The sequence below is a fragment of the Gilliamella sp. Choc6-1 genome (assembly GCF_001690385.1).
Lineage (GTDB): Bacteria > Pseudomonadota > Gammaproteobacteria > Enterobacterales > Orbaceae > Gilliamella > Gilliamella apicola_A.
Genome location: NZ_LZHI01000035.1, coordinates 19,769 through 33,261, shown reverse-complemented (window position 1 = coordinate 33,261; position 13,493 = coordinate 19,769). Strand labels below are relative to the sequence as shown.

Sequence of the window (13,493 nt, the reverse complement as noted above, 5' to 3'; positions counted from 1 at the left end):
AATTCCTTATTCTTTTACCATCATGACAGGAATAACCGCTTGTTGATCCTGTTTTAATGCCGTAGTTACATCTGCAAAATTAGTAATCTTACAATGTTCAATTCTATTTTTTTCACAATAGTTAACAAGTTTATCTTTAGCAAAAACAAAATCAACATTATGTGAAACACAATAATCTGACGTGCCATCACCCACATAAAGTATTTGTGGAAAATATTGCTGTTTTTTAACATGGTTACATTTGCAGTTACCACTCTGTTTTATACAATTTTTATTAGAATAAGGAAATTCAAGTCGCCAACTACGTTCATTGTCATGGAGTAATTTATTAGCAAAAATAGGCAAATGTTCAATGCCGTGACGTTTTAAAATGAACTGAATCGCATAATCTAATCCGTCACTTACCACATGAACAGGAATATTATTTTGTTCAGTATAATTGATAAATGACTTAAATGTTGGGTCAATTTCAATCTTTGATAAAACTTGGTTAAGCTCTTCTAAACTTGCGTCCATTAGGGAAATTTGCTTGCTCATACATTCTTGAGAGCCAATTTTGCCATTAATCCATAATTCTTCAAGCTCATCACAACCATCTTGGCCGAAATGGTCGAGTAACGTATCAGTAACATCTTTTATACTAATTGTGCCATCAAAATCACATAAGACAATTGGCGTGTGGTACTGTGTATAAGACGGATTAAAAAGCGAACCTGTTATTGATGAAAAAGTATTCATGTTGGATATAAAAATAGTCTATATAAAGATATTGGTGCAAATTTTCTCATACAGTGCCAATAAACTTTGTTGGCTCTTTGTATATATTTTGTAACGGGGAATAAATTGTCTGTATAATGAGACACTCTAAGTACAAGCCGTGGTAATTAAGAACAGATAATGAGTGAACGTATATTAATCATCGAAGATGATCAGCGGTTAGCCAATTTAATTCAAGTCTATCTTATTCGACAAGGATACCTTGTTGAATGGCATAATAGTGGTGCTGGTGCTGAAGAAAAGATTCAACAACTTAATCCTGATTTGGTGATATTAGATGTCATGTTACCTGAAAAAACAGGTTTTGATATTTGTCGAGATATTCGTACATGGTTTAGTAATTTTATACTGATTATGACAGCAAGCGAAGATAATATTGATGAAATTGTTGGGCTCGAATTGGGAGCGGATGATTATTTGGCAAAACCTGTTGAACCCAGATTATTACTTGCGCGAATACGAGCTTTATTACGGCGAAAGCAGATAGAAAGCGATAAAGACAACATAAAAGAACTTGTCATACCTCAAAATAATAAAACACTAATATTTGGTCAATTAGCCATAGATGGCGAAAATCGCAAAGTACTATTGCAAGAACACGAGATTGATTTAACCACTGCCGAATTTGATCTGCTTTGGATACTAGCCATTAATGCAGGAAGCATTTTGTCTCGAGATGATATTTTTTCACAAGTTCGTGGTATTGATTTTGATGGTAGTGATCGATCTATTGATGCTCGTGTTTCAAGACTTCGTCGTAAATTACTTGATGACCCAGATAATCCATCTCGCATCAAAACAGTGCGAGGAAAGGGCTATCTATTTATGCGAGAAGGAGAAAATCATTGAGTCAATTATTAGCCAAACCGCTATTTTTTAATCGCCGTATTGTATTTTATCTAGTTATTTTACTTTTATTGCAAAGTATTATTGCTTATGGCGCTTTATTGGTTTTTGATTCATTACCTTCATCATTAACAGATATACCTGATGATCATGTTGTGTTTCGTGAATCTCAACGGGGTACGGTAAACCTTATTCGTATGCAAATTAAAGAACATAAAGATCGACCCCTTCAAGAAGTGGTTAATGAATTGCAACCTTATTTTGGCTACCCTATCGAAGTGTTACCAATTAACACACCGTTACCTGATACTGTACTTAACGAGTTAAAAAAACTTGGTTTTTCTTATGATGGCGATAATGAGATTGTTTATATAGATTTAAAAGATGGCAATTTGCTTCAATTAGGCCCGATTGTAATGCGGGATATTTTAGCATCCAATACCATGTCGTTGACCATCTTTCTTGTTATTTGGGCTTTGTTTAGCGCTATTGTTTTTTTTATTTTAATTTATATGGCTTTTAGTGCAGTATGGAAGGATCTTGTTAATATTAGACAAACTGCCGAGCAGTTAGGACAAGGTAATTTAAAAGCCCGAACCGAAAATGTTAAAGGTTGGTTATTTAAACCGCTAGCAAATGTTTTAAATAATATGGGAACGCATATTGAACATCTAGTTGGTACCAATCAAACAATCTCTCATGCGATGGCTCATGAATTACGTACTCCTCTTGCCCGTATGCGATTTGAACTTAGTATGCTTGAAGAGTCAACCGATGAAAAAGAGAGATTTGTGCTACAAAAAGGCATGAGTGATGATATTAATGAACTTGAGACATTAATCAATGCTAGTTTAAATTACTTTAAAATGCAGCAAAGCAATGTTGAACTAAACTTTACTCATGTCTCACTAAAAGATTGGAGTGAAAAAGTTTGCCAATCCATAACATTATTTAAACCTAAAGGATTTGAGCTTGTTTGTAATAGTCAAGATGCACAGGCTTTTATTGATACCAATTTGGTTGAAACGATTATTAAAAATTTATTACTTAATGCATTTAAATATGCGACGCATAAAGCAATCTTAAACATTACTAAACAAGATAATCGTGTTATTTTAGAGATTGATGATGATGGAGCTGGCATTCCTTTTAATGCGCGAGAAAAAATATTTATGCCATTTGCAAGACTTGATACAAGCCGAACTCGGTCAACCGGAGGTTATGGTTTAGGTCTAGCATATGTAAAACTTATGGCAGAATTTCATGATGGTAAAGCTTTTGTGGTTACAAGTCCATTAGGTGGAGCAAGATTTGTGGTTTCATTAAAATCGGGAGATGAATAACGACAGTATTGATTGGTAAATACGGTCAAAGAATTATTGGTAACAAATTTATTTTATTGATGTTTTTATTGATATTTTTTTATTAACATCCTAGTTATATTGTGAAAAAATAATATCGTTTAACCAAACGCCAATTTTGTTGATACAAATAGCCTGCTTCCCATTTCAGAAATAACAAAAATTTGTTATATTCATCAACCAACACAAAAAGTAATGGCAAGCAAATATTCATAATTTGTTATTAATAAACATATCATCAGAGGTTTTTTATGAGCGGTTCACTACCGACAGAGACTGAAACTCGTCCAACTAACTTTATCCGTCAAATTATTGATGCGGATCTTGCAGCTGGCAAATATAAAACAACGCATACCCGTTTTCCACCTGAACCAAACGGCTATTTACATATTGGTCATGCTAAATCAATTTGTTTAAACTTTGGCATTGCACAAGACTATCAGGGTAAATGTAATCTACGTTTTGATGATACCAACCCAGCTAAAGAAGAAGTTGAATATGTTGAATCGATCAAACAAGATGTTCGTTGGTTAGGATTTGAATGGGATGGTGACATTTGCTATTCGTCTAATTATTTTGACCGATTATATGAATATGCCATTGAGCTTATCAAAAAAGGACTTGCTTATGTTGACGAGCTATCTGCTGATGAAATTCGCGAATATCGGGGCTCATTAACTCAACCTGGTAAAAACAGTCCTTATCGTGATCGTCCTATTGACGAGAACTTAGCCATGTTTGAGCAAATGAAAGCAGGTAAATTTGCTGAAGGAAAAGCCTGCCTAAGAGCTAAAATTGACATGGCATCACCATTTATTGTTATGCGTGATCCTGTGATATACCGTATTAAGTTTGCCGAGCATCACCAAACAGGTAATAAATGGTGCATTTACCCAATGTATGACTTTACGCATTGTATTTCTGATGCGATAGAAAACATCACACATTCACTCTGTACGCTTGAATTCCAAGACAATCGTCGTTTATACGACTGGGTATTAGATAATATCACAATCGATGCTCGCCCACATCAGTATGAATTTTCAAGATTAAATTTAGAGTATGCCATTACCTCTAAACGTAAGTTAAACCTATTAGTATCAGAAAAAATTGTCGATGGTTGGGACGATCCACGCATGCCAACAATATCGGGACTGCGTCGCCGTGGCTACACTCCAGCTTCGATTCGAGAATTTTGTCGCCGAATTGGTGTCACCAAGCAAGAAAACACCGTTGAAATGAGCACGCTTGAGTTTTGCATTCGTGAAGACTTGAACGAAAATGCACCTCGTGCAATGGCGGTGCTTGATCCTGTTAAGATCGTGATTGAAAACTTTTCAGATAATATTGACGAAATAATTAGTATGCCAAACCATCCAAATCGTCCTGAATTAGGCACGCGTGAAGCGACCCTCACTCGTGAAATTTATATCGATCGAGCCGATTTTAGAGAAGAAGCCAACAAAAACTACAAGCGCCTAGTGCTTGGTAAAGAAGTGCGGTTGCGTAATGCCTATGTAATTCGTGCTGATCGCGTTGAAAAAGATACAGAAGGCAATATCAAAACAATTTATTGTAACTATGATCCTACTACTTTAAATAAAAATCCTGAAGATGGTCGTAAAGTCAAAGGTGTGATTCATTGGGTTTCGGCTAAGTTTGCAAAATCAGCTGAAATTCGCCTTTATGATCGTTTATTTAATACGCCAAATCCAGGTGCTGCTGAGGACTTTTTATCAACAATTAATCCTAATTCATTAATTATTAAACAAGGTGTTGTTGAGCCAAGTTTACAAAAAGCTCAAGCGGGGCAAACCTACCAATTTGAACGAGAAGGTTATTTTTGTTTAGATAGCAAGTTTGCAACTGAAGGTAGGTTAGTGTTTAACCGAACTGTTGGTTTAAGGGATAGTTGGAGTGAATCTAAAACTTAATTAAAATAATTCGCCGAATAACAGTCGGCGAATTATTTTAAAACTTATTTTCACATAATGCGGTTGGTAGCTGTTTTAGCTGAACCCAAAAATAAAATAATAAAGGATTTATTTCGCACTATTAAAAATTATTCTTATGCAATTACAATCAAATTAAGCAGAAATCCACACACATTGTGTCAAAATACATTATGTGTTTTTATCTGCAATTTTTTTATTTGTCATATTATATAATTTCATATAAAAGCTTTTATTTATAGTTTGATGCTTAAATGTAAAGTTAGTAAAGCTTTTTAATATATTCAATAACTGTTTTTATGTAGGCACATGGTTTACTTTCTTTTATAATATTGTCTTATTTCTTCTCTATTTTTAGCTTAAAAAGAGTAATTTTCATGAAAATTTTAGCTGGCTGTTCTGCATTATCTCCATTTCGTATTAGTAAAATCTTATCTGCTTGTTGTAAAAAATCTATCCCTGTTATCAATATTGAAGCCCAATACCTGCATTTTGTTGATTTGGCAGGCGAATTGACGGCTGAACAACAGTTAACGTTAGATAAATTATTACAATACGGTCCAAAAACTGCACAAATCAATGTTAACCAAATAGCTAGCAAGCAACTCTTTTTAGTGACGCCAAGAGCGGGAACGATTTCGCCTTGGTCATCAAAAGCAACTGATATTGTGCATAACTGCGGTTTATCACAGATTCGCCGTATTGAGAGGGGGGTTGCTTATTATGTGCAAGTAAGTTCAGAATTAACCGATTGGCAAAAAAACGATTTTATAGCATTAATTCATGATCGCATGATGGAAGCGGTCTTTAGCCATGTTGAGCAAGCCGAGCAGTTATTTCATGTTGAATCACCTGCGCCAGTGACAATCATTGATTTATTAGATCAAGGTCGTAAGGCATTAGACGAGGCTAACCTTAAATTAGGTTTGGCGTTAGCATCTGATGAGATTGATTATTTAGTTGAGAACTTTAAAAAACTAAATCGTAATCCTACTGATATTGAACTTTATATGTTTGCACAAGCCAATTCTGAGCATTGTCGTCACAAGATTTTTAATGCCGATTGGGTTATTGATGGGGTAAAGCAGCCTAAATCACTGTTTAAGATGATCAAAAATACTTTTGAACACACTCCTGATTATGTTTCGTCCGCTTATAAAGATAATGCCGCAGTGATGGACGGTTCAATCGTTGGGCGCTTTTTTGCGGATAATGAGAATAAAACATATTGCTATCATCAAGAATATGCAGATATTTTAATGAAAGTTGAAACACATAATCATCCAACAGCTATATCACCTTGGCCGGGTGCGGCAACGGGGAGTGGTGGTGAAATTCGTGATGAAGGGGCAACTGGACGCGGTGCTAAACCTAAAGCGGGCTTAGTTGGGTTTTCAGTTTCTAATTTGCGTATTCCTAATTTTGAACAACCTTGGGAGCAAAATTTTGGTAAGCCAGATCGCATTGTGAGCGCTTTTGATATTATGATGGATGGTCCTTTAGGTGGTGCGGCGTTTAATAATGAATTTGGTCGTCCGGCTTTGTTAGGGTATTTCCGTACTTATGAAGAAAAGGTTAATAGCCATAATGGCGAGGAGCTTCGAGGTTATCATAAACCGATTATGTTAGCTGGTGGTATGGGTAATATTCGCCGTGAACATATCCAAAAAGGTGAGTTTCCAGCTGGCTCTAAACTGATTGTTTTAGGTGGCCCAGCGATGAATATTGGTTTAGGCGGTGGAGCGGCTTCGTCTATGGCGTCGGGTCAGTCTGATGCTGATTTGGATTTTGCTTCTGTTCAGCGTGATAATCCTGAAATGGAGCGCCGTTGTCAGGAAGTTATCGATCGCTGTTGGCAACTTGGTGAAGATAATCCTATCTTATTTATTCATGATGTTGGTGCGGGTGGTTTGTCTAATGCGATGCCTGAACTTGTTAGCGATGGTGGGTGTGGCGGTAAGTTTGAGCTTCGTAAAATACTTAGCGATGAACCAGGGATGTCACCACTAGAAGTTTGGTGTAATGAATCACAAGAACGTTATGTGCTTGCGATTCATCCCGATAAATTGGCATTATTTGCTGAACTTTGTCAGCGTGAGCGTGCACCTTATGCGGTGATTGGTCAGGCAACCGCCAATAAGGCGGTTACCTTGCATGATGAGCATTTTAATAATCATCCCATCGATTTGCCATTAGATGTGCTACTTGGTAAAACGCCTAAAATGCAACGCGATGTTAAAACTCACCAAGCACATGGTGATAATTTTTCAACTTCTGAAATTAATTTATATGATGCGGTCAAACGTATTCTACATTTGCCAACCGTTGCCGAAAAGACCTTTTTAATTACTATTGGCGATCGTTCAGTGACGGGTATGGTTGCTCGTGATCAAATGGTTGGGCCTTGGCAAGTACCTGTTGCTGATTGTGCTTTGACTACTGCAAGTTTGGATAGTTATTATGGTGAAGCTATGTCAATCGGTGAACGTGCGCCAGTTGCGTTACTTAATTTTGCCGCATCAGCAAGGCTTGCAGTTGGTGAGGCAATTACTAATATTGCCGCAACCAATATTGGTGATATCAAACGCATTAAGCTTTCAGCTAACTGGATGGCAGCGGCAGGGCATCCGGGCGAAGATGCTGGGCTTTATGAGGCCGTTAAAGCTATTGGTGAAGAGTTATGCCCAACTTTAGGGCTTGCTATTCCTGTTGGTAAAGATTCGATGTCCATGAAAACGACATGGCAACAAGATGGTGAGCAAAAAACCATGACTTCACCATTATCATTGGTAATTTCGGCATTTGCGCGTGTTGAAGATGTGCGTAAAACAGTGACACCACAATTGCGTACTGATCAGGATAATACATTATTGTTGGTTGATTTATCGAAAGGTCATCAAGCACTAGGAGCCACCGCACTTGCCCAAGTGTATCGTCATTTAGGCCAAAAAACAGCGGATGTTCATGATCCTAAAGAACTACTTGCTTTTTATAATGCGATTCAGGCTTTAGTAAACCAAAATGCTTTGCTTGCTTATCATGATCGTTCTGATGGTGGGCTGTTTGTGACATTGGCCGAAATGGCTTTTGCTGGACATTGTGGTGTTGATGTAGACATTACCTCGTTAGGTCATGATGTGATTGCTTCGTTATTTAATGAAGAATTAGGCGCGGTTATTCAAGTAGCTAGTAACCGTTTAGATGATGTGATGGCTTGCTTTAAGCAGTTTGGCTTATCCCATACGGTTCATGTGCTTGGTAATGCTAAAACTGGTCAACAAATTATTGTGCGTGATAACTCAGCTACGGTATACCGTGAATCACGCTTAACCTTGAGAACATGGTGGGCGCAAACGACATGGCAAATGCAACGCTTACGTGATAATCCTGAATGTGCAGATCAAGAACATCAAGCTAAACAAAATGAAGATGATCCAGGATTAAATGTGCACTTAACTTTTGATCTGCAAGCCGATATTGCAGCACCTTATATTGCTAAAGGAATAAGACCAAAAGTCGCGGTTTTACGTGAGCAAGGCGTTAATTCACACGTTGAAATGGCGGCAGCATTTGATAGAGCTGGCTTTGAAGCAATCGATGTACATATAACTGATTTACTTTCTGGTCGAATTACGCTTAGTCAATTTAGTACACTGGTTGCTTGTGGTGGCTTCTCTTATGGCGATGTTTTAGGAGCAGGTGAAGGTTGGGCCAAATCTATTTTATTTAATAAAAAAGTGCGTGATGAATTTGAACAATTCTTCCATCGCAAAGATACTTTATCGTTAGGGGTTTGTAACGGTTGTCAGATGATGTCGAATCTTAAAGATTTAATTCCGGGAGCGGATTTATGGCCTCGTTTTGTTCGCAATTTGTCAGAACGTTTTGAAGCTCGCTTTAGTTTAGTGCAAATTCAATCAAGTCCTTCGTTGCTATTTACTGATATGGCTGGTTCGCATATGCCAATTGCTGTTTCACACGGGGAAGGACGTGTTGAAGTGGGTGATGATGTTCATCTAAGCCGTTTAGAAGCATCAGGATTAATTGCCGTACGTTATATTGACCATTTTGGCAAAGTAACACAGCAATACCCTGCTAATCCAAATGGTTCGCCAAACGGTATTACTGCAGTGACATCTCAAGATGGGCGGGCAACTATTATGATGCCACATCCAGAACGGGTATTTAGAACAGTAACTAATTCATGGCATCCTGATAACTGGGGTGAAGATAGCCCTTGGATGAGAATATTTCGTAATGCTCGTAAGCAATTAGGTTAAATAAAACAAAGCTCGCCGACAATGGTGTCGGCGAATATGTTTATTTGTTGAGTAGTTTAAGCAGTAACTGAGTGCTTTTGTCTTTCGATAAGTGGCTGCGCTAAAACGTGCTCCATTTTTCGTAATAGCTCGTCTGTTTCTTCCCAGTTAATACATGCGTCAGTCACAGATACGCCATATTTAAAGTTTTCTGGTGGTTGCTCGGAAGGCTGATTTCCTTCAAATAAGTTACTTTCAATCATTACACCAATAATCGAATTATTGCCTTTTTCTATTTGCTCGATAATGGAATTAGCAACAATAGGTTGATTTCGATAATCTTTATTTGAATTCGCATGGCTACAGTCAACCATTAAGTTAGGTAACAATCCTGCCTTTTTCATTTGTGTTTCGCACAATGCGACATCTTCAGCATCATAATTTGGTGTTTTACCGCCACGCAAAATAACATGGCCGTGAGGATTGCCTGTTGTTTGTAAAACCGTTACTTGTCCTTGTTGGTTAATTCCTACAAAACGATGAGGCATAGAGGCTGATTTCATGGCATTAATTGCAACATCTAAACTGCCATCAGTTCCATTTTTAAAACCAACAGGCATTGAAAGTCCCGAGGCCATTTCTCGATGCGTTTGTGATTCAGTAGTTCTTGCCCCAATTGCAGACCAACTAATTAAATCGCCAATGTATTGTGGTGTGTTGGGATCTAGCGCTTCGGTTGCAATAGGTAAACCAATTTTAGCAATATCAAGCAGTAATTTACGTGCTTTTTTTAGGCCATGCTCAATATCAAATGAACTATCCATATGGGGGTCGTTTATCATACCTTTCCAACCAACTGTGGTTCTTGGTTTTTCAAAATAAACACGCATGACGATAAATAAGTGATCCTTAACTTCGTCTGATAGTTTTTTTAATTTATGCGCATACTCTATTGCCGCAACAGGATCATGAATAGAGCAAGGACCACAAACAATTAGTAAACGGTGATCTTGGCGTTCTAAAATATCTACAATGGCTTGTCTTGATGAGGCAATTTGTTTTTCAAGATCATGGGATAGCGGATAAAGCTTTTTTATCTCTTCAGGGGTAATTAGCATGTGTTCATCTCTAATTCGAATATTATTTAGTGTATCTTTTAACATTTCTGCTGTCCTTGTTAAAATCATTTAATTATTTTATATGTAAATTATGAATTACGTAGTTCTTTATTATGTAAACACAAAATTACATAATAGTAAATAAAATTTATACGATATCGTTATGATATCTTAAAATATTTATGAAATATAATTCAATATTATACAAATAAAGCTGTTTTATTTTATCAATATCTGTAAAATTGTATGTAAATAATTTTTTACACTAAAGTAATGATTAACAGCAACGTTTGTCAAAAAATTTTAGGTATTTATGCGTTTAAGTATAAAAATAACAATTTTAAAACCAATATTAAGTGTTCACTATTGAATTTAATACGATACTTTTATCAATACCATCTATCACATCAACATGCCCAATTTTCGTTGGTACAACCAGTCGTAATTGTCCAGATAGTACTTTTTTGTCTCGTAACATGTGTGGAAGGTAAGATTCAACCGGCATTTGTGTTGGTCTGCTAACAGGTAGTTTAGCGCGTATTAGCAAGTTTTTAATTCGATCAAGATCTGATTGTGTTAATTTACCAAGTGATTTGGCAGTTTGAGCAGCCATTAACATTCCCACGCTGACAGCTTCACCATGTAGCCAGCTTCCATAACCTAGCTCTGCTTCTATAGCATGGCCATACGTGTGGCCAAGGTTTAAAATTGCACGCATGTCTTGTTCTGTTTCGTCGGCTGCAACCACTTTTACTTTCAGTTCGCAACAGCGATAAATACAGTAACTAAGGGCATTACTGTCTAGGTTGAGTAAATCTTCAATATGCTGTTCTAACCAATTAAAAAATTCAGCATCTAAAATAATGCCATATTTTATAACTTCGGCAAGCCCTGCTGATAGCTCTCTTTGCGGTAAGGTTTTTAAGCAGTTGAGGTCAATAACCACCGCTTGTGGTTGGTAAAAGGCACCAATCATATTTTTACCGAGCAGATGGTTAATGGCTGTTTTACCACCAACGGATGAATCAACTTGGGAAAGTAGCGTGGTTGGTACTTGAATAAATTTAATTCCACGTTGATAAGCCGATGCTGCAAACCCAACAACATCCCCAATGACACCCCCGCCAAGAGCAATAAGGGTTGAGCTACGAGTATGGTTATTAGCAAGTAGAGCCGTAAGAATTGTGTTCCATGTTTCCATGGTTTTATACTGTTCACCATCTGGGACAACGACAGAATCAGTCTTTACACCGTGCTTTTCAAGCATATTAATCACTGTCTGCAAATAAAGTGGGGCGATTGTTTCATTTGTTGCAACGAGTACACGTTGACCTGCTTGAAGTTTAAAGTGTTCGAATTCGGTAAGGATATTTTCACCAATTGCGATTGGATAACTGCGTTTTGCTAACGCCACGTTTAATATTTTTTGCATATTAATTTCCAGACAGGTCCAAGCTGATTTATTGTTGCATGTTAGCGATAAAAGAGTAGCAGTGCAACTTAGAATCATTTAAACTTATCAACAATTTTGATTTATGATATTAAATTTTATATGTCTTTATCTATTGTTTTAGCACAAAAAAATTGGCGTGTGGGCGATATTGAAGGGAATGTTCAACAGATTATTGAATTGATAAATAGCCACTCATCCGATGATCTTATTATTTTTTCTGAACTTGCTTTGTGCGGTTATCCCCCTGAGGATTTAGTATTTCGATCTGATTTTAAAGATCGTTGTCAAAAGGCACTTGCTTTAATTGAGCAAGCCAGCAAACATTGTGCGGTTATTGTTGGGCATCCACATTGGCAAGATACGCAACTTTATAATGCATTGTCATTTTTTTGTGATGGAAAATTACTAGCTTGCTATCATAAACAGTTACTACCTAATTATAATGTATTTGATGAGAAGCGTTATTTTACTGCAGGTAGTCAAACGTGTGTTGTCAACTTTAAAGGTCAAAAGATTGGCTTGTTAATTTGTGAAGACCTTTGGCAAAATCAGCCAATTGATGATATTAAACATGCTCAAGTTGATTTTGTAGTTGCAATTAATGCTTCACCTTATGATTATGAAAAACAGCAACAGCGATATGATTTGGTTAAACATCATGCTAAACGCACAAGTTTACCAATTGTTTATGTCAACCAAATTGGGGGACAAGATGAGCTGGTATTTGATGGTGGTTCTTTCATTTGTAATGAACACGGTGAAATTATTTGTCAGCTAAAATCATTTGAAGAACAAGTTTCTTCTTTTGAATATGGTGTTAATCATCAGGCGATAATTGATAATAATGAAAATGATCAATTGGCTTCAGTTTATGATGCATTGGTACTTGCAACTCGCGATTATGTGACTAAAAATGGCTTTCAAGGTGCGGTTTTAGGTCTTTCTGGCGGGATTGATTCTGCACTAACACTGGCAATTGCTGTAGATGCTTTAGGTAAAGATAAAGTGCAAGCTGTGATGATGCCATTTCGTTATACAGCTGATATTAGTATTGCTGATGCTAAAGAAGAAGCAGAAATACTAGGGATTGAATTTGATATTGTTTCTATTGAACCGATGTTTGATGCGTTTATGTCATCGTTAAGTTCAATGTTTATTGGCTTGCTCAAAGATACTACCGAAGAAAATCTGCAAGCACGTTGTCGTGGTGTTATTTTAATGGCCATATCAAATAAGCGCCGAAGGTTGGTTCTTACAACCGGTAATAAGAGTGAGATGTCGGTCGGTTATGCAACACTTTATGGCGATATGGCAGGTGGTTTTGATGTGCTTAAAGATGTTCCTAAAACTATGGTATTTGCATTATCAAAATATCGAAATATGCGTTCTTATGTGATTCCTGAACGAGTAATAGCTCGCCCTCCTTCAGCAGAGCTAGCGCCGGATCAGAAAGATGAAGACAGCTTACCACCTTATGATATTTTAGATGGAATTTTGAAAGGTTATGTCGAACTAGATCTCTCCATTGAACAACTTGTTGCTCAAGGTTATGATGAAGTGACAATAAGGCGGGTTATTAAATTGGTTGATATCAATGAGTATAAACGTCGTCAATCTGCTGTCGGTCCGAAAATAACAACTCGTAATTTTGGCAAAGGTAGGCGTTATCCTATTACTTCTGCTTTTGGATTTAAAAATTGGTGATCTCGAATTAATTAAGGTGAATT

Annotated in this window: 8 protein-coding genes; 5 read left to right on the top strand and 3 right to left on the bottom strand. The window is 36.9% G+C overall.

Annotation, left to right across the window (positions count from 1 at the left end):
• Positions 1 to 6: 6 nt before the first annotated feature.
• Positions 7 to 738, bottom strand: coding sequence for an MtnX-like HAD-IB family phosphatase (locus A9G36_RS04875; protein ID WP_081295308.1), 732 nt, complete (start codon positions 736 to 738; stop codon positions 7 to 9).
• A 159-nt stretch (positions 739 to 897) separates the two neighbouring features.
• Between A9G36_RS04875 and A9G36_RS04870 the strand changes: the two genes are divergently transcribed.
• From A9G36_RS04870 to purL, 4 genes are all read left to right on the top strand, one after another.
• Positions 898 to 1,626 (top strand): winged helix-turn-helix domain-containing protein, encoded by a 729-nt coding sequence (locus A9G36_RS04870; RefSeq protein ID WP_065569510.1) that lies wholly within the window; start codon positions 898 to 900, stop codon positions 1,624 to 1,626.
• Complete coding sequence (locus tag A9G36_RS04865) at positions 1,623 to 2,966, top strand: ATP-binding protein (protein ID WP_065569509.1); 1,344 nt, start codon at positions 1,623 to 1,625, stop codon at positions 2,964 to 2,966. Before A9G36_RS04870 ends, A9G36_RS04865 begins: the two co-directional genes overlap by 4 nt.
• Before the next feature lie 269 nt (positions 2,967 to 3,235).
• Positions 3,236 to 4,918: a glutamine--tRNA ligase gene (gene glnS, locus A9G36_RS04860; RefSeq protein WP_065569508.1), complete on the top strand. Its 1,683-nt coding sequence runs from the start codon at positions 3,236 to 3,238 to the stop codon at positions 4,916 to 4,918.
• Positions 4,919 to 5,313: 395 nt separating this feature from the next.
• A complete protein-coding gene (purL, locus tag A9G36_RS04855) occupies positions 5,314 to 9,216 on the top strand; it encodes a phosphoribosylformylglycinamidine synthase (RefSeq protein WP_065585463.1) in 3,903 nt (1,300 codons plus the stop codon).
• 56 nt (positions 9,217 to 9,272) lie between these two features.
• On the opposite strand, the gene A9G36_RS04850 is transcribed toward purL, so the two are convergent.
• Together A9G36_RS04850 and aroB are read right to left on the bottom strand one after the other, a co-directional pair.
• Positions 9,273 to 10,358 carry a 3-deoxy-7-phosphoheptulonate synthase gene (locus A9G36_RS04850; protein ID WP_051825467.1) on the bottom strand — a complete coding sequence of 362 codons (1,086 nt, stop codon included), beginning with the start codon at positions 10,356 to 10,358 and terminating at the stop codon, positions 9,273 to 9,275.
• A 307-nt stretch (positions 10,359 to 10,665) separates the two neighbouring features.
• Positions 10,666 to 11,745, bottom strand: coding sequence for a 3-dehydroquinate synthase (gene aroB, locus A9G36_RS04845; RefSeq protein ID WP_065569506.1), 1,080 nt, complete (start codon positions 11,743 to 11,745; stop codon positions 10,666 to 10,668).
• 120 nt (positions 11,746 to 11,865) lie between these two features.
• On the opposite strand from aroB, the gene A9G36_RS04840 reads away from it, so the two are divergent.
• Positions 11,866 to 13,470 (top strand): NAD+ synthase, encoded by a 1,605-nt coding sequence (locus A9G36_RS04840; protein WP_065569525.1) that lies wholly within the window; start codon positions 11,866 to 11,868, stop codon positions 13,468 to 13,470.
• Positions 13,471 to 13,493: the final 23 nt, after the last annotated feature.